The sequence below is a fragment of the Streptomyces sp. CAI-85 genome (assembly GCF_013363615.1).
Classification (GTDB): domain Bacteria; phylum Actinomycetota; class Actinomycetes; order Streptomycetales; family Streptomycetaceae; genus Streptomyces; species Streptomyces antibioticus_B.
This window is the reverse complement of record NZ_JAANNX010000023.1, coordinates 25,078-42,790: the sequence shown is the minus strand read 5'-3', so window position 1 is coordinate 42,790 and position 17,713 is coordinate 25,078. Positions and strand designations below refer to the sequence as shown.

At 70.9% G+C, this 17,713-nt stretch carries 10 protein-coding genes and 1 pseudogene; 9 read left to right on the top strand and 2 right to left on the bottom strand.

All coding sequences use genetic code 11. The annotated features are described in order from the left end of the window. Positions 1-490 precede the first annotated feature (490 nt). Positions 491-751 (bottom strand): hypothetical protein, encoded by a 261-nt coding sequence (locus G6W55_RS23265; RefSeq protein ID WP_175522784.1) that lies wholly within the window; start codon positions 749-751, stop codon positions 491-493. 509 nt (positions 752-1,260) lie between these two features. On the opposite strand from G6W55_RS23265, the gene G6W55_RS23260 reads away from it, so the two are divergent. The 3 genes from G6W55_RS23260 to G6W55_RS23250 are packed head-to-tail and all read left to right on the top strand — an operon-like array spanning position 1,261 to position 4,702. After that, complete coding sequence (locus G6W55_RS23260) at positions 1,261-1,860, top strand: helix-turn-helix domain-containing protein (protein ID WP_175522783.1); 600 nt, start codon at positions 1,261-1,263, stop codon at positions 1,858-1,860. Between the two features lie 26 nt (positions 1,861-1,886). Then, positions 1,887-3,983, top strand: a complete 2,097-nt coding sequence (locus G6W55_RS23255; protein WP_175522782.1) for a hypothetical protein — start codon at positions 1,887-1,889, stop codon at positions 3,981-3,983. Beyond that, positions 3,983-4,702: a helix-turn-helix domain containing protein gene (locus G6W55_RS23250; RefSeq protein ID WP_175522781.1), complete on the top strand. Its 720-nt coding sequence runs from the start codon at positions 3,983-3,985 to the stop codon at positions 4,700-4,702. The genes G6W55_RS23255 and G6W55_RS23250 overlap by 1 nt, the downstream gene beginning before the upstream one ends. On the opposite strand, the gene G6W55_RS23245 is transcribed toward G6W55_RS23250, so the two are convergent. Next, positions 4,665-5,453 (bottom strand): DUF6082 family protein, encoded by a 789-nt coding sequence (locus G6W55_RS23245; RefSeq protein WP_175522780.1) that lies wholly within the window; start codon positions 5,451-5,453, stop codon positions 4,665-4,667. The genes G6W55_RS23250 and G6W55_RS23245 overlap by 38 nt on opposite strands. A 1,499-nt stretch (positions 5,454-6,952) precedes the next feature. Between G6W55_RS23245 and G6W55_RS38885 the strand changes: the two are divergent. From G6W55_RS38885 to G6W55_RS23215, 6 genes and pseudogenes are all read left to right on the top strand, one after another. Beyond that, positions 6,953-7,342: pseudogene (locus G6W55_RS38885) on the top strand (DNA helicase); the annotation flags it as partial. A 321-nt stretch (positions 7,343-7,663) separates the two neighbouring features. Further along, positions 7,664-9,565, top strand: a complete 1,902-nt coding sequence (locus G6W55_RS23235) for an ATP-binding protein (RefSeq protein ID WP_217687264.1) — start codon at positions 7,664-7,666, stop codon at positions 9,563-9,565. A 76-nt stretch (positions 9,566-9,641) separates the two neighbouring features. Further along, on the top strand, positions 9,642-10,811 hold the full coding sequence (locus G6W55_RS23230) for an exonuclease subunit SbcD (protein WP_175522779.1): 1,170 nt from the start codon (positions 9,642-9,644) through the stop codon (positions 10,809-10,811). A 41-nt stretch (positions 10,812-10,852) separates the two neighbouring features. Beyond that, positions 10,853-14,206 (top strand): AAA family ATPase, encoded by a 3,354-nt coding sequence (locus G6W55_RS23225; protein WP_175522778.1) that lies wholly within the window; start codon positions 10,853-10,855, stop codon positions 14,204-14,206. A 23-nt stretch (positions 14,207-14,229) separates the two neighbouring features. Further along, entirely contained in the window at positions 14,230-15,237 is a 1,008-nt protein-coding gene (locus tag G6W55_RS23220; RefSeq protein ID WP_175522777.1) for a hypothetical protein, read from the top strand. 89 nt (positions 15,238-15,326) lie between these two features. After that, entirely contained in the window at positions 15,327-17,579 is a 2,253-nt protein-coding gene (locus G6W55_RS23215; RefSeq protein ID WP_175522776.1) for a DEAD/DEAH box helicase, read from the top strand. The last annotated feature ends 134 nt before the right edge of the window (positions 17,580-17,713 follow it).

Below are 17,713 nucleotides of genomic sequence, written 5' to 3'. Positions count from 1 at the left end.
GCTGCGCCCTGCCCGCCGATGACCGACCTCTGGCAGCGGGATGGCCCTCGTACGGAGGGCCATTGTCCCGGCCTGGAGACATTGCCCTTGCCCGACCACCGCTGGGGCACAGGGCGTTCGGCTGTCGAGAACGGGAGCGTCGTCGAAGAACCTCCGCTCGGCGGTGATGTGGATCTCCCGCCCGCCGGGACAGGCGCGAGGTGGTGCGCCGTTGGCCGCGGCGATGACCTGGCAGGCGTAGCCGTCGGGCGAGGGTTCGTCGGCGATGGAGATGAGGGTGTCGATCAGTGCAGGATGGTTTCGTGGTTCAGCCCGGTGGATCCCAGGCCGGCAAGCGGTGGGCCAATGATCAGGAGCAGCGGAACCCGTACCGAGGGATCCGCCTGGCCCAGGTCGCGCAGAGACGGAAGCACTGCGATGGGGGTGGCAACCTTCGGGTTTCCGCCCGCCGAGACGTCCGTGAACGGCTTGACGGGTTCACCCCGCTCGCTCAACCGGACGGTGACGTCCTGCGGATCGACGGAGGCGGTTGCGACGGCCGGATCGATCTGCCGCAGCGGTCGAGGAGGAATGCGGACCAGCGGCCGGTGACGTCCTTGCGGTGGACGTCGTGCGCAGTCTTGGCGGCGTCCCGGGCGGTCCGGGCCGCTTCCCCCGTTTCCTTCGCCGTCTCGACGACCTTCTCCTGGGCCCGGATGAAGTCGGCGTCATCCAGCCTCCGCTTGAGCTGGGCGACGTCCCGGCTCAGCAAGAGAGCCTCCTTCTCCGCCTGCTGCGTCGCTCTCCAGGGCCAGGATCCACACGGTGCGTTTCCGCTGCCGTCTGCTGCCGCCCGCTCATCGGGTTCGCCTGGCCGGGCGCCGGTGACCTGGCCGACCTGATCGGCGCCGGACTCACGGGTTGGTTGATCGGTATTCGTGCGGGTTGTGGGCAGTGGGTGTTCTGGCTGGTCGGGGATGTCGTGATTCTTCGCCAGGATCCGCGTGTGGGGGGCGGGGCTGTTGGGGGGCTGTCAAATGAGGTGCAACGACCCATATATCGAGAAGCGGCGCTACGAGCACGACGACAACCTGTGCCCGGCGTGTCGATGGACGACTCGGTGGCAGTCGTCGTGGTCGGGGCGGCCCTGAGCCGTCGGCAGGCAGGAGGCCTGGGCTTGATGGGCGAGGTCCGGTCGTCCGGTCTTTGACGGTTCCTCAGGGTCCCGCTAATCTTCATGCCGAATCAGATATCAGAGTTTGCATGTAGGGAGGGGGTGGGATGCTGCTGACGACCGGGCAGGCCGCGGCAGAGCTCGGCTGCGCGATCACCACGTTCCGCCGCCTCGTCGCTGCCGGACTGCTGCCGGGCCTGTCCCGGCGCGGCGTGCGCGTCATGGTCCCGCTCGAGGTGGTCCAGGCCCTGCAGGCGCGGCGGCAGGCGCCGCTCGACCGGCTGCCGGTCCGCGAAATCGCCGTCCTGCGGGTGGATGCGGCCCGGCGGACGCAGGAACCGGAACGCTCCTGGCTCGGCTTCGCCGCCGACCTCCCGTCGGAGGACCTGCTCAAGGCGCTGCGCGGCTGGTGGCGGTGCGACCCGGCGAGCGTCGCGGCCGGGGGAGTGCTGCCGGTAACCCTCGCGGGCTACGTGGTGGCCGTCCTGACCGGCCTTCAGCGGTGGGAGAAGAACTCCGAGGGCCGCCATGCCTTTCCCGATGCCTGCCTGGCCGGCTACGTCACCGACCTGGTCACCCCGCACACCCGCCTCACCTCCCCCGCCGGCGGAGACCGGCAGCTTGCCGAACAACTGCTGGGCACACGGCTGGCCTCCCACTCGGGCGGAGCCCTCGCCTACGTTTCCACTCACGCCACCGTCGACTGAACCCGGCCCCGGACAAGGAACGCCCGATGGACGCACAGAGCTACAGCGCCGCGCTCGCCGACCTGCGCACCGTGCGGGACCGGATCAAGAAGATTCGGGCCGCACTGGCGAAGCAGGAAGCGGACCGCGACAAGCTGATCGTCCAGCTGGCCTCCTACCCGAAGGCGAAGGCCGAGCGGATCGCCCCGGCGGCGGGACTGGGCGTGGCCGACGTGGTCGCCCTCGCCCCGGCCCTGGCCCCCGACAGCCTCGCCGTGAACGACGCCCTGCGGCCGGCGGCCGAGCCGTCCACCATCCAGGCCGCTCCCGAAGCCGTACCGTCCCCGCCGCAGCAGGCAGCGGTCGTCCCCGCGATGACCGCTGCCGCCGCGCGACCTGCTCCGCCCAAGGCTCCCGTCGAACCCGCAGCCCCGCAGGCGCCCACAGCGCCTCAGGCGCCACGGGATCTGCCCTCCATCCCCGCAGGGGCCAGCGGCGATGCCTGGCTCGCGCCTACCCCCGGGCTGGCCTCCGCCCGGCCCAACTTCACCCAGCAGGCCCGCTCCACCGTCTTCCTGGACACCACCACCGGGATCCTGGTCCACCGCAACCAGACCCACCACCTCGACCTCGCCGACCGGTCGGCCGCGGACCTCCTCACCGCCGTCTTCCACACCATCCCCGAGGGCGTGGAACGCATCTACATCACCGCAGGCGACCCCTGGCACCGTGACGCCGACCGCCACCCCTACCTGCGTGATGCGGTCGCCGCCTGGCTGAACGGCCCCACCCCGGGCTGGCGCACCGACACCGGCCGCGGCCGCGACCGGATGGCCGGGCACTTCGTCCACGCCCGCAACCCCGTCGGCCGCTACCAGCGCGACAACAGCGATCACCATGTGGAGGTCCGCTCGGTGGGGGAGTGGTTCGACGTCGACGGCGACGATCCGGCAACCGTCCGCGACGCGTTCGTGCTGCTGTGGCAGGCCCTGCGCCGCCACTGGCCCGATGCGGTCCTCATGGGCTCCCCGTCCCAGACCGGCCGCGACCTGTGGACGCGCACCATCCCGCAGCGCGGACAGCACGCCGAGGGCTTCCCCGTGCTGTCGGAGGACCTGCGCGGCCTGCTGCACGCCACCGCAGGACAGGGCCGCAACGAACTCATCACCCCGCCCCGCGTGCCCGAGCAGCTGCCCCAGCTCGTCGAGTACGACCGTACCTTCGCCTACGCCAAGCACACCTGGAAGTCCCCGGTCGGTACCCCCCGCCGCATCACCGCCGCGGCCTTCGCCGCCTGGAGCGAGAAGGAACAGATGCGCGCCCTGTACGGGTGCGGGCACTGGCAGGTCCGGGTCACCGTGCCGGACGGCTGGGACCACGTCGGCCTGCTGCCCGCCCCCGCCCCCGGCGACCGCGCCTGGCACTACCCCGCCGAGCCCGGTACCACCTTCACCACCTGGGCCGGCGGCCCCGAAATCCACACCGCCCTGACCAACCCCCTCCAGCCGTGGAAGATCGAGATCCTCGACGGCATCCTGTGGGAGGACGGCAAACCGCTGGACGACTGGGCCAAGAAGCTCAAGGAGACCTGGACCAACCTCTGCGCCCAGGCCCACTTCCAGGGCGACGCCCAGCAAGCAAGGGCCGCCCACCTCGCCTCCCGCGCCGTGCGCTCCATCCTGCTGTACGGCATCGGCTCCTTCGCCCAGCGCCCCCGCATGGTCACCGGCACCACCCCCCGCAGCATGGAACGCGACGTCCCGCCGGACGCCGAAATCATCGGCTTCGACAACGAACTGATCACCTGGCAGAAACCCACCGGCTTCGCCCGCGACCCCAACGCCCACCCCGAATGGGCCGCCGCGATCTGGTCCGGCGCCCGCGCCGCCCTGCTCACCCAACGCCACCGAGACGACGACACCTACGCCGGGGCCCTGCACACCCCGCCCGGCACCGTGATCGCCTTCCGCACCGACGCCCTCTACCTCACCCAGCCCCACACCTGGCCCTACCACCACCAGCCCGGCGACTACCTGCTGCGCGGACACCTCACCGGCCCGCTGGCGGCGCCCACCACCGAGGAAGAGCTCCTCACACTGCGCAACGCCGGACGCGCCGCCCTCACCACCGGCCAGGAGGCCTGATGCCGCCCCGCCCCCGCCCCCGCCGCAGAAGGCAGGCCGAGCTGAACGAGGCAGCCCGCCTCGCCGCCCGGCTCCAACAAGCCGGCTTCACCAAACGCGACATCGCCCGCATCATCGACCGCGACCCCTCCCTGGTCTCGCAGTTCTACACCAAGAACAAGGGCGCGGCCTTCGTCCCCGCCCTGCGCGAAGTCCTCACCGCCGTCGAGGCCGCAGGCATCACCGACCTGCCCGAACTCGCTGCCATCGCCGCCCGGCACACCCACCGGCGCACCACCGCCTCCGGCGCCCGCGCCCGGGTCCGCACCAAAGCCGTCCTGATCACCCCCACCGGCTCCGGCACCGGACGCGTCGGTGCCCAGGCCATCGCCTCCGGCTCCGCCCGCCTGCGCCCTCTGATCGCCGAAGCCGCCCGCCAGGGCCTGCGCCTGGCCTTCACCGTCCGTCTCGCCGAAACCGGCTACGTGCACCCCTCCGGCAGCCGCACCGACTCACCCGGCATCCGCCGCGACGTCATCCAGCGCGCCGACCACACCGAGGAACGCTCCTACGGCTCCGCCCGGACCGGTGGCTTCGACGCCGCCGACTTCGCGCGCCGCGTGGACGCCGCCGGCGGCGATGTCACCGCCGCCGTGCACCAATGGCTCGTGGAAACCGGCCGCATCCACTCCGATGCGCACATCACCCACCTCGAAATCCGTACCTGGCGCCCCCGCTGAGCAAGCCCGGTCCGCGCAGGCTCCGTTCAGCCGTATTCCTCGGGGGGAGAGAGCCCACTACCCACCACTCTTCGGCGTCCGTCTCGTCCATGTCCCGGGCAAGGCTGTCGATCATCCGGCCGACTCTGCTCTCGTCGGATGTGCCGTGCAGGCTGGCGCGTCGGTGACGACTGGCTTCCCCGTATGCGCGGAAGACGGGGTTCCGTAGGAGTGGGCGAGCCCTCCCGTGGAGTTCGTCCCGATTCAGGGTGCGTGGTCGATAGGCCAGCAGCAGCTGAAGGCAGACGGCTTCGCTGAAGAGGTACTGCCGGAGCCGAGAGGCGGACACGGGCGAGTCGTCTGCGTCGAGGGTTGCCGCGAGCTCCGGGTCATCGACGGCCTTCATCGAGAGCTCCAGGCGCATGCGGTAAGCGGCCGTGACATCACCGCCGCCGCGAGGCGGCTCTGCCATACGCTGCCGGGGTTCGAGGGGTGTCGTGGTTCGCCTTGCCGCGGCCTCCTCGTACACCAGGCCTTGGACCTTCCGCAGCCGTGCGGCCAGGATGGCCGTGAGACGTTGGCGGCGGGGCGGATCCAGCAGCTGCGCGTGTCGGCGGACGTACGCTTCAACATCTTTGATGGTCGGGGCACGGTGAAGGCCTGCACGGGTGATGTTCTTCGCTGCCTCCTGCAAGGACTCGGATGCGGCGTCCTCGAACACTCCGGCAGGCATCTGCCGGATGGCCTGCTCCGTGGGTGCCTCGTCAGTCATGTCGTCGTCGCCACCAAGGTGTTGAGGGACGCACGCCGCAGGCCCAGCACTTGTGTGCACGTGCCGGTCCATGAGCGGGCATACGGGCGGTAACCTCCACGTGCCGCTCTGCTTCCGCGGGTTTGAGAGCCTCGAGCCCCTGTGCGTGATCGGCCACGTGCTGGACGGTGTGCGTCCAATGGTCCTTTGCCGGCCGCGAGTTGCCTCGGTGAGGGTTGTTGATGAAATCGTTCACGAACTCCCGCGCCGCTCCGCCCTCCGCTTGCAGTTTTGTCGAGGGATCTCACGTACCACTCCCGGGCGGAGGGGGACCCGGTCCACCGGACTGTGCCCGCATCCGGCGCAGCAGATCTGCAAGGGCGGTGGAGCGGCGTCGCTGCATCTGCCGCGTGACGATGTGCCCCGTCGCTGCCCCGGTCAGTCCGGGAACCGGCAGCCAGCCCGTCAAAGACAGTGCATATCCCAGCCAGGGCCTGTAGACCGGCCCAGCAGGAATCCGCCCAGGAGGTAAAGGGCGCAAGAACCGGCCAGCCAAACCGGTGCGCGTGTCACCAGCCGGTGGTGCGTCCTGTTCAGGAACGCCACGGGCCTGATCAGGTCGCGCCATTCTTCCCTCATGGTGCCGTCCGGCACGTTGGGCGGAGAGGAAGACATCACACCACGGTGGCGATGCAACTGCTTTATGTCGGCGGGGCGTTGAGGAACGTCAGGGCGCCTGCTCTCGTGCACCGTTGCACTGGTCGGATGTCGCAACGGTCGCATCTCGTCGGTCGGCTGGTCGTTCTGCCTCACTCCATCAGTTCAGCACGGGCGGTGCGACACGCTGGTCCTGCACAGCCAGCTCGGCGACGGCAGCGCGGATCGCCACCATGAAGGGCATGGACGCGAGCAAGGACCGCAGCCTCCTGCGCAGCCGGACAGGACATGTCTCGTCATCCGCAGACGAGTGCCGCGTGCCCGCCGGAGCGAGGCGTTCTCTGCCGCAGGATCGCGAGGGGGGGCAGGGCTGAACGGGCTGCCGGCGGCTCGGTGGCCGGTCAGACGGGCTGCTCGGAGGGCGCGGCCGTCTCGGCTGCGTCGGGGGCGGTGTAGAAGACGGATGAGCCCTGCTTGGTGCGCTGGGCCTGGTTCCTGGCCACAAGTCCTTCGAGCGTCGTGCGGATTACGGTCGTCTTGATGCTGCGCTCGGGGTGCTGCTGCCCCAGTGCGGTGGTGATTTCGGCAGCGGAGCGGGGTTCGCTCAGGTCCGCCAGTGCCCGCGGACGAGGCCGACGAGGGTGGGTGAGGCTGACGCGGAGGGGCCGGTGCCTTGGCAGCGGTCTTCCGGCCGGCCCGCTTCGGGTCCGCGGTGGCGGGCTTCTTGTCCCTTGCCTGCTTGGCCGTGCCCGGTGCCTTCGCCGTCTTCTTGCGAGCAGCGGGGCCCGTCGCGACGGGTTCGGGTGCCGGTGCCGCGGGCGCCGCCGCCATGCCGGGGACCTGCTGGATGTTCACCAGGACCGCTGTGCCGTATCAATGTCGGTGTCATGGCCCAGGTGGTGTCTCTCATGGCGGCTGGTTGCCGGGTCGCTCTCGTCGGGGGAGGAGGCAGCCTGCAGGTCCTGGCTCCCGCTGCCCGTGACCCGGAGGAAGGCTGCCGCGGCCACCACCCCGAACCGATCCTTTTCCCCTTGCTGGGGTGATCTGCAGGACGACGCCTTCCACGACGCGGCCGGCCGCGATCTGCAGCCCCTGGTCAAGCTCGCCGACACCACGGCGCCGAGACCATCCTCACCCACGGCGCCGTCGCCGTCCTCGCCGTTGCCGTCGTCGCCCGCCTCGCCCCCGAACCGCACGCCCAGGTCACCGTCTCCACCGCACACAAGGCCAAGGGACGCGCACGGCCCCGCGTGCGCTTCAGGCACCGCACAAAAGGGAGTTCGAGCAGACGGAGCCTGGGCCGTCGGCGGCCCAGACGCACAGCTGACAGGGCGTCACCGGCGCAGGAGCGTCGAGGGAAGGTCGTCACCCGTCGCGCGATGCTCTGGCTTGTCCGGGCGAACCGCTCCCGGTCTGCCCATTTTCTCTGCGTTATCGACAAAACCCCTCGCGGCAGGCATCCCTTTGGTTACGGTCTGTACTCACAGATACCGACCCATGTTTCGGCGCGCCCCGATCGGTGTTCACCGCCGGTCGGCAGCGCCCGACACCGCAAGACCGACAGGGACCGGCCGATGACCGACACCGACTCCGAGCCCCACGGCGCCGACCGCACCGTATTCGGCCGCAGTTCCACGCCCGCGACCGGCCGGCAGCCGTTTGCAGGCCGCCTCACCGGCGGCGACGCCGAAGAGGAGGTGGGGAAGGTAGCAGGTACCGAGGACTCCACGCCGTTGAAGTTCCACGTCGCTCTCTCCCCGGACGCGTATCTGCAGCTCGATGACGTGGTCAGTACCCGCCGGGAGATCCCCGGGCGCGGGACGGTCGTCACCTCCGGTGTGGTGACCGAGGTGGTGGCTCGCCACGAGGGAGCCGCCTTCGGCTCGGATGTGTTTCTCATCGCCGACGGGATCCTGCCGGCGACCGTGCAGGAGATCGCCGAAGTCACCACCACCCGTGTCGACCCCGAATGCTATGTCCCGCCGCGCCCCGGCGAGGTCGCCGTCCGGGCCGCAGGTGCGGCCCGGGACGCCGCGCTGTACTTCGACCGGATGGACGCGCGTGTTCCCGCCGGCATCGGCCGCGACGGCGAACCGATCTACCTCAACCTCGAGTTCCTCGACGGCACCCGTGGCGCCCACGTGTCGATCTCGGGTATCTCCGGAGTGGCCACCAAGACCAGCTTCGCGCTGTTCTTGCTGCACTCGCTGTTCACCTCGGGCGCCCTGGGGGCCCGCGCGGTCAACGCCAAGGCGCTGATCTTCTCGGTCAAGGGCGAGGACCTGCTGTTCGTCGACCAGCCCAACACCCGCCTCGACGGGGAGCTGAGCGCCGCGTACGCCCAACTCGGCCTGCCCGCCCGGCCCTTCGCCTCGGCCGGCTTCTACGCCCCGCCGCTGCCCGGCGACACCACCGGCCGCCCCCACGTCACCGGCAGGACCAGCGGCGTCACCGCCTTCTGGTGGACCCTGGCGGAGTTCTGCCAGCGCGAACTGCTGCCCTACGTGTTCGCCGACGTCGAGGACGAGAAGAACCAGTACACGATCGTCGTGCACCAGGTCACCAGCCGGCTGCGCCGCGACGCCCAGGCCGCAGGCAACGACGGCGCGGTCACTATCGACGGGAACAGTCTTCGCACCTGGCCGGAGATGGTCGACTTCATCTGTGACAAGGTCACCGACGACCTCACCCGCCCGGACTGGGCGGGCCCGGCCATCGGCCTGGGCACGGTGAACGCGTTCGTGCGGCGGCTGCGGTCCTCCCAGCGGCCGCTCGGGCCGCTGCTGCGCGGCGACCTGAGCACGGTCACCGATCACCCCGTTTCGCACTCCATCGACACCTCGCAGCAGCAGGTCACCGTGGTGGACCTGCACAACCTGCCGGAACGGGCCCAGCGGTTCGTCGTCGGTGTCGTGCTGGCCGCGGAGACCGCCCGCAAGGAGCAAGCCGGCCCGGGCGGGCTGCTGTTCACGATGGTCGACGAGCTCAACAAGTACGCTCCCCGCGAGGGTTCCTCCCCGATCAAGGACGTACTGCTGGACATCGCCGAACGCGGCCGCTCACTCGGCATCATCCTCATCGGCGCCCAGCAGACCGCCTCCGAGGTGGAACGGCGCATCGTGTCGAACTCCTCGATCAAGATCGTCGGCCGGCTCGACGCGGCTGAGGCCGGCCGCCCCGAGTACGGCTTCCTGCCCGCCTCGCAGCGCCAGCGCGCCACGCTCGCCCGGCCCGGCACCATGTTCGTCTCCCAGCCGGAGATCCCGGTACCGCTCGCCGTCGAGTTCCCCTTCCCCGCCTGGGCCACCCGCCTCTCCGAGGTCGCCGACCCCACCTTCTCCACCGGCACCCCCGCAGCCGGCCAGGCCACCGGCAGCACAGTGCGACAGGACCCGTTCAGCAGGCTGCCCCGGACAGACAGTGACCCGTGGCCCGACGACACCGACGACGGCGCCATCGACGAGCCGCCCTACTGACGTCCGCCACCACCCTCCTCAGCGCACCAACGCGCCCCGCTGCTCTGCCTCAGCCACCCGAAAAGGACCCCGCCCCGTGAAGTTCCTTCACACCTCCGACTGGCACATCGGCAAGACCCTCAAGGGCCGCAACCGGCTCGAGGAGCAGACAGGCGTCCTGCAAGAGATCACCCAGATCGCGATAGGCCACGACGTCGACGCCGTCCTCATCGCCGGCGACCTCTACGAAAACGCCGCACCAACCGCGGACGCCCAGAGACTGGTCGTGCGTACCCTGCTGCGCCTGGCCAAGCAGGGCATCGAGGTCATCGTCATCGCCGGCAACCACGACCACGGCGCCACCTTCGAGGCATACAGGCCACTGATGAACGTCGCCGGCATCCACGTCCACGGACAGGCCAGAGCGGCCTCCAAGGGCGGCGTGCACACCTTCCGCGCCAAGTCCACCGACGAGCCCGTCAACGTCGCCGTCCTGCCGTTCCTCTCCCAGCGCTACGCCGTCCGCGCCGCGGAGATCATCGCCAACACCCCGTCGCAGAACGTCGGCGCCTACGACCAGCTCGTCCGTGACGTCCTGGCCAATCTGACCGGGGCGTTCACCCCGGACGCCGTCAACATCATCATGGCCCACCTGACCTGCACCGGCGGCATCTTCGGCGGCGGCGAGCGCCCCGCCCAATCCATCATGGAATACCACGTGCCGGCCGCCATCTTCCCCGTCGACGCCCACTACGTGGCCCTGGGCCATCTGCACCGCCGACAGCACATCCCCGCCGCCTGCCCGGTGCACTACAGCGGCTCTCCCTACGCCATCGACTTCGGCGAGCAGAACAACACCCACGTCGTCTGCCTCGTCGAGGCCACCCCCGGTACCCCCGCCCAGATCACCGACATCCCCGTCACGGCCGGCCGCGGACTGCGCACCGTCGAGGGAACCGTCGCCCAGCTCACCGCCGACCCCGCCGGCTACGGCGAGGACTACCTCCGGCTCGTGATCACCCAGCCCGCCTACGCCGGCATGCGCGACGACCTCTACGAAGCCCTCCCCAACGCCCTGCAGATCCTCATCCACCCCGACCACGCGAGCACCGGAGCCACGGCAGGGATCGGCGTCCACCAGCCGGTCAGGACACCTGCGCAGCTGTTTGCCGACTACTGCGACAGCGTCGGTGTCAAGGACGACCGGGTCACGGATCTGTTCAACCGGCTGCACGACGACCTGACCCGCTCGACCGCCCGTTCCTGACACCCGAGGCCTGCCTCCGCCCGCTCAAAGGAATCCCACAGATGCGTCCCGTTCGCCTGGAGCTCAACGGCTTCGCCGGCTTCCGCGCACCCACCGTGGTCGACTTCACCGACACCGACTACTTCGCCCTCGTCGGCCCCACCGGTTCGGGCAAGTCCACCCTCCTCGACGCGCTGACGTTCGCCCTGTACGGCTCGGCCTACCGGTGGGGACGCAGCAACGCCATCGCCTACGCGCTCGCCCCCACGAGCAACCGATGCACGGTCTCGCTCACCTTCGACATCGGCCCGCAGCGCTACCAGGTCGCCCGCGAGGTCCGCCGCACCGGCCAGCAGATCCAGCAGAAGTCCGTCAGCCTGGTGCAGTTCACCGACCCCACCGCCACCGAGGCCGAGGCGGACGGACCGCAGCCGGAGGTACTGGCCGGGGAGATCAAGGAACTCAACCCCGCCATCGAGAAATTGCTCGGCCTGTCCTTCGACGACTTCTGCCAGTGCGTCGTCCTGCCCCAGGGCGACTTCGCCCGCTTCCTGACCGCCAACGCCAGCGCACGGCAGCAGATCCTCCTCAAACTCCTCGGCGCCGCCCAGTACGAAGGCATCGGCAAACGCGCCGGCGCCCAGGCCGAACAAGCAGCCAACGAAGTCGAGATCCTCAACGACCAGCTCAACCGGCACGCCGACGCCACCCCCCAAGCCGAGGCCACCGCGCAGGCGCGGGTCGAGGCCCTCGAACGCCTGGCCGCCACCGTCGACCAACTCGTGCCCCAGATCACCACAGCACACACCCGCGCACACGAGGCCGACACCCGAACCGACACGCTGCGCGACGAGACCGCCCTGCTGACCTCCATCCGCACCCCCGACGGCACAGAAGAGCTGCAACGCCAGGCCGCCCAGGCACACGCAGCGGCCCGGCAGGCCCGTGACGCCGCCGACACGGCCGCCCAGACTCTCTCCGACGCCACCAAAGAAGCCCAGGCCGGCCCCCAGCGCACCGACCTGACCCTCGCCCGCGACCGGTACGCCGAGAGGACAGCCCTGGCGGAGCGCCGCGACGGCGTCATCGCCGATGCGGAGCGCGCCCAGGGGGAGGTGACGCAGCACGAAGAACGGCTGAAGGCGTCGAAGGACGCCGTCGACGGGGCACGCCGCGTCGCCGAGGAGACCCGTGAGCACCGCGACCACGCCCGGCAGACGCACGAGAAGCTGCAGCATCGCCTCCAACTGCTCGCCGCCGTCCGCACCCCGGACGGCGTCACCGACCTGACCAGCCGCGCGGCAGCCCATGCCGACGACGTCGAAGCCGCCGCGGGGCAACTGGCCGTGGCCCGGGACCGGCACGAGCAGGCTGCCCGCGCGCTGACCGCCGCCGGCGACGGCAGCCGCCTCACGGACGCACACCAGACCCTCGACCAACTCATCGATGTCATCGGCGCGCTCACCGACGCCACCGGCGAACTGGACGCCTGCACCGAGACGACCAGCCGGACCGCGGAGGCGGTGGCCGGCGCACAGGCGCGCCTGAATGCGGCCACGTCCGCGCTCGAGCAGGCCCAAGCCCTCGCCGGTGCCGCACAGTTGCGCCCCCGGCTTCAGATCGGCCACGACTGCCCGGTCTGCGAGCAGAACGTCACCACCCTCCCACCGCCGCTGTCCGACCCCGCGCTCGACACCGCCCAGCAGGCGCGGGCCGCAGCCGCGAAAGAGCACCGTGACCTGCTGGCCCGACACGAGGACGCCCAAACGAAGGCCGCCGACCAACAGCGGACCGTCGACCAACTCACCACCCGGCGCTCCCTGCTCGACACGAGGCTGGCCACGCTGCTGCCCGGCCGCCCCGCCGGCTCCGACCGCGACTGCACCGCCGACCGCGCCCACCTCGACGAACTCACCGCAGCCCGCGACCAGTTGACTGCCGATGAGCGGCAGACCCGCGACGCGCTGCAGACGGCCCACACCGCCCACGATTCCGCCACCTCGGCCGTGGCCACGCTGCAGCGAGAAGTCGACCGGGCCCGCAACGCCCTGCACTCGACACTGGGCACGGTGGCCGCCCTCGATCCGCCGGCAGCCGACACCGACGACCCGAGCGCCGACTGGGCGGGCCTGGAGGTCTGGGCCCGCACCCAAACCGCCACCGCAGAACGCGATCTCGATGCCGCCGCAGCCGAAACCACCGAAGCCGAAAAGGCCCACTCGGACGCCACCATGGCGCGGGAGGAAGCCGACCGTGCACAGACCGACGCCCAGACCGCCCTCACCGCAGCCGTCGGGAACGCCGCAACCGCCGACCTTGAAAAAACGAACCTGATCGGCCGCCTGAGCGAACTCGACACGCTCCTGCACCAGGCACCGCCGGAAGAGGAACTGCCGACCCTGTTCGAGGAATGCGCCCGCCTCGAGGCAGCCGTGAAGACGGCCACCCATGACGCCGGCGCCACACTGGAGACAGCCAAGGCAGCGGCGGCCGAGCAGAAACAGTGGCAAGACCGCATCACGAAAGCCCGATCCGTGCTGACCACCAGCCGGGACACGGTCGCAGCGCTGAATCCACCGAGCCTCGACACCGACGACCTCGCCGCCGCCTGGGCCGCCCTGACCGGCTGGGCCAGCCGATCGGCCGGCGACCGGCAGACCGCCACCGCGCGCGCAGAATCCGACGCCCAGAGCGCCCATGCCGAAGCCGATCAGCTTCTGGAGCGCCTGGAGACACTCCTGCGCGACAACGACCTGGATCCCCACAACCTCGGCGATGCCCCGGGGCGTGCCGCACAGGCCCCGCGGATCGTCGCGGTCGCAGCCGAACGCGCCCGCGGCCAGGTCGAGACGATCCAACGCAGCCGTGCCGACGCCGCCTCGATACAAGAAAGGATCGAGACCGCCCGCACCCGGCAGCAGGTGGCCGCCGAACTGGCCCGGCTGATGCGGTCCAACAAGTTCCCCCAGTGGCTCGCCAACTCAGCCCTCGACACCCTGGTCGCCGGCGCCTCCCGGTCACTGCGCCAACTGTCAGGCGACCGCTTCGACCTCAGCCACCAAAAGGGCGAGTTCTACGTCATCGACCACTTCGACGCCGACTCCGCACGCTCGGTGCGCACCCTGTCCGGCGGCGAAACCTTCCAGGCCAGCCTGGCCCTCGCACTGGCCCTCTCCGACCAACTGGCGGGCCTGGGAGGCGCCACGAAACTGGAATCCATCTTTCTCGACGAGGGGTTCGGCACTCTCGACGCCGATTCGCTCCAGACCGTCGCCGACACCCTGGAAACCCTCGCCCAGGGAGAGCGGATGGTCGGAGTGATCACCCACGTCACCGCACTCGCCGAACAGATCCCGGTCCAGTTCCACGTCCAGCGCGACACCCGCACCTCCACCGTCACCCGGCAGGGCACATGACCATCGCAGCACAGGGATCCCGCATGCGGTTCCACGTCGACGGCTGGGACCCCACCTACGGCTCCAGCGTCGAAGACGCCGAACAGGGCATCGCCGACTCCACCGCCAAGGTCACCCTTCACACCGAGCTCGCCCCGGCCGACTGGAAACCCATCTCGCCCTCCCAGGTATCCGCACCAGGCGCGGTCCTGTTCGTCGACGGCGTCCGCCGCGTCGAGGCCCGCATCTGGATCGAACAGCCGCCCTCCACCGAACCGGCCACCAGCCCCGGCAACACCGTCCGGGACGCCCGGATGGCCCTGTGCGCCTCCTACGCGGCAGGCGCCGTCTGCTGCTGCCCCGACCGCGGCGCACACCTGCTGACCATCGACTACCGGCGCGGCCTGTTCACCACCGCCGCCAACGCCACCGACGTGCCCACCACCGCCGGAACCTACAGGGCCACCGTCACCCCCGACGACGAGGACCAGAATCTCGCCGTGCTCCTCTCCACGGCACTGCAACGCCAACTCACCGACCTCGAGGTCTTTGTCGCCACCCACGCCCGCGCCGCCCTGACCGGCCACGGCGTCCCCGAAGGCTCGGACCTCCTCGTCGTGGACGGCCCGCTGCGCGGCCGTACCCACCTGCCGCGCGCCCTGGGATTCATCAAGTCCCACCGCACGGCCTACCTGCCACCCGACCTGCACGCCATGATCGCCACCCTGGCCCCCGGCGAACGCAGCCCGGTGTTCTTGATGGGCACCTCCTGGGACCGCCACGCCTGGTACCTGCGCCTCCCGTGCACCCCCGGCGCCCCATGGGCCGGGATCGTGCGCCTGGAATGCGCCGCCGACATCCCCGCGCCCGCGGCGATCGACCTGGCCAACCTCTCCCAGGCCCTCCTGCCGCGATACGCCAGCATCGAGTACAAAGACACCCGGGCCCCACAGAACCTGGTGCCGGTCGCCGGACTGGAGAGAGAACTACGCCGCCACCTGGGCAACCCCATCCTGCTCAGCCGCGCCCTACGCGTGGCATCGGCAAGCTGAACCGCCTACACCCGCCCGCAACACCACCGAGCAGGCTTCCCGTCAACACGACCGCCTCACCAGCTCATGTCCCGGAGCGGCACCCCCTCATGGCCACCACAGCCCTCGAACTGCGCCCCCACCAAAGGGAAGCCGTCTCGGCGACCACCCGCGTCCTCGGCAACCACCCCCGCGCGAGCGTGATCGCGGCCTGCGGCACCGGCAAGACCCTGATCGCCGCCCGCACCGCCGCCCGCGTCGCTCCACGCGGCCGTGTGCTGGTGCTGCTGCCGACACTGGACCTGCTGTCGCAGACGATCCGCTCCTGGCGCCTGGCCGGCCGCAAGGGGACCGCCGTGGCGGTGTGCTCGGCACGTCAGGCCCTCGACCACGAGCCGCTCGGCGCTGACATCCCGCTGACCACCGACCCCGCGGACCTGACCGCCCTCACCGCCACAACCGGCCCCCCCGGGCCTCTCACTGTCTACGCCACCTACGCCTCCCTGCCCGCCGTCATCGCCGCCCACAGCAACCACCGCCTGCCCCCCTGGGACCTCGTCGTCGTCGACGAGGCCCACCGCACCGCCGGCCGCCTGAGCAAGGCCTGGGCCGCCGTCCACCACGACGACCAGGTCCCCACCGCCCGGCGCCTCTACCTGACCGCCACCCCCCGCGTCTGGGACCCCGATGACAGCCCGGACGAGAACACGGAGGCGGTGGCCTCCATGGACGACGAAGCCCTCTTCGGCCCCGTCGCCTACCGGCTCACCCTCTCCGACGCCATCGACCTCGGCCTGCTCGCCGACTACCAGATCCTCGTCCCCGTCGTCACCGACGAAGACCTGCGCGACTGGCTCGCCACCGGACCCGGCGCAGGCGTCGACGGACTGCGCCTGGCCGGCCGCCAGGTCGCCACGCTTCGTGCCATCCACGACCACGAACTGCGCCGCGTCCTGACCTTCCACCACCGTGTCGCCGACGCCCGCGCCTTTGCCGCCACCCTGGCCGACACCGCCGCCACCCTCCCCGACAACCTGCGCCCCGAAGGGCTGTGGGCGGACTGGATCAGCGGACGCCACGCCCCCCAGATCCGCCGCCGCCTCCTCCTGGAGTTCGCCTCCCACACCGGCCCCCACACCCCGGCCGTGCTGTCCAACGCACGCGTGCTGGGGGAGGGCATCGATGTGCCCGCCATCGACGCCGTCGTCTTCGCCGACCCCAAGAACAGCCCGGTCGACACCGTCCAGGCCGTCGGCCGCGCCCTGCGCCAGCAGCCGGGTGCAGGCAAGAAGGCCACCCTCGTCGTCCCCGTCTACCTCACCCCGGGCGAAGACCCCGACGACCTCCTCGGCGCCGACGCCTACACTCCGCTGTGGCACACCATCCAGGCCCTGCGCGCCCACGACGACCGCCTGGAGGCCCGCCTGGCCGACCCCCGCACGCACCGCCCCACCACGTCTGCGGACGATCCCGAGGCATGGCTGCACTTCGACCGCCCCGCCCAGGCCGAAGAAGTCGCCCTCGCTCTCTCCCTACGGGTCCTGGCTCCCAAGAGCGCCGAATGGCGCCGCGGCCTGACCGCGGCGCGCCGATACCACCGCGCCCACCACCATCTGGACGTCCCCCAGAACTATCAGGACCCCGCTGACTACCCACTGGGCCGCTGGCTGACCTGGCAGCGCCACCTGCACACCACCGGCGCCCTCGACCCAGCACGCACCCAGGCCCTGGAACGCCTCGGCATCATCTGGGATCCCCGCCAGCAGGCCTTCGACCGCGGCCTCGCCCACGCCAGCGCCTACGCCGCCCGCCACGGCCACCTCGCCGCCCCCGTCGGCGAGGTCCACGACGACTATCCCCTCGGGCGCTGGCTGGCGACCCAGCGCACCCGCGCCAGCCGCCTCACCGCAGAACGTGCGGCCGCCCTCACCGCCTTGGACCCGTGGTGGAACCCGCCCTGGCCGGTCGCCTGGCAACGGGCCTACCACGCCGCGCGCAGAGGCCCGGACGAAGCCGGTACGGCGGACGCGGGGGAGTGGGTCAGGGCTCAGCGTGCCCGTGTCGATCACTTGCACCCCGGGCAGCTCACTCTCCTCGCCCAACTGGGACGTGACCCGGTACCTGCTCCCGGCTCCCAAGCAGGCGGCCGACTGCCCGCGAGGGAACGCGCCTTCCGGCGCGGCCTGGCCGCCGCACGGTTCTTCCTCGAGCGGGAAGGCCACCTCGATGTGCCCCAACGGCACATCGAGACCCTCGACGACGGGGACCACGTGCGCCTGGGGCAGTGGCTGAGCAACGTGCGACGCCGTCGTTTTGCGCTCAGTCCCCAGCGGCAGGAGGCCCTTGCCGAGCTCGGCCTGTGAGCGGGCGCCAGACAAGCACGGGCAGCAGGGCAAGCCGGATATTCGATAATTCGTTCGTTTAGACGTGTTTGTCAGTGCCGCCTTCTAAGGTGAGTCCCCATCCGCCTCGGCTGAGACGGACACCGCGTCTCGTA

What these genes read in the sequence shown, in the direction of transcription:
- G6W55_RS23260 (WP_175522783.1), top strand. Translation starts at nt 1,261, where the DNA reads ATGCTGCTGACGACCGGGCAGGCCGCGGCAGAGCTCGGCTGCGCGATC.
- G6W55_RS23255 (WP_175522782.1), top strand. Translation starts at nt 1,887, where the DNA reads ATGGACGCACAGAGCTACAGCGCCGCGCTCGCCGACCTGCGCACCGTG.
- G6W55_RS23250 (WP_175522781.1), top strand. Translation starts at nt 3,983, where the DNA reads ATGCCGCCCCGCCCCCGCCCCCGCCGCAGAAGGCAGGCCGAGCTGAAC.
- G6W55_RS23245 (WP_175522780.1), bottom strand. Translation starts at nt 5,453, where the DNA reads ATGACTGACGAGGCACCCACGGAGCAGGCCATCCGGCAGATGCCTGCC.
- G6W55_RS23235 (WP_217687264.1), top strand. Translation starts at nt 7,664, where the DNA reads ATGACCGACACCGACTCCGAGCCCCACGGCGCCGACCGCACCGTATTC.
- G6W55_RS23225 (WP_175522778.1), top strand. Translation starts at nt 10,853, where the DNA reads ATGCGTCCCGTTCGCCTGGAGCTCAACGGCTTCGCCGGCTTCCGCGCA.
- G6W55_RS23220 (WP_175522777.1), top strand. Translation starts at nt 14,230, where the DNA reads ATGCGGTTCCACGTCGACGGCTGGGACCCCACCTACGGCTCCAGCGTC.
- G6W55_RS23215 (WP_175522776.1), top strand. Translation starts at nt 15,327, where the DNA reads ATGGCCACCACAGCCCTCGAACTGCGCCCCCACCAAAGGGAAGCCGTC.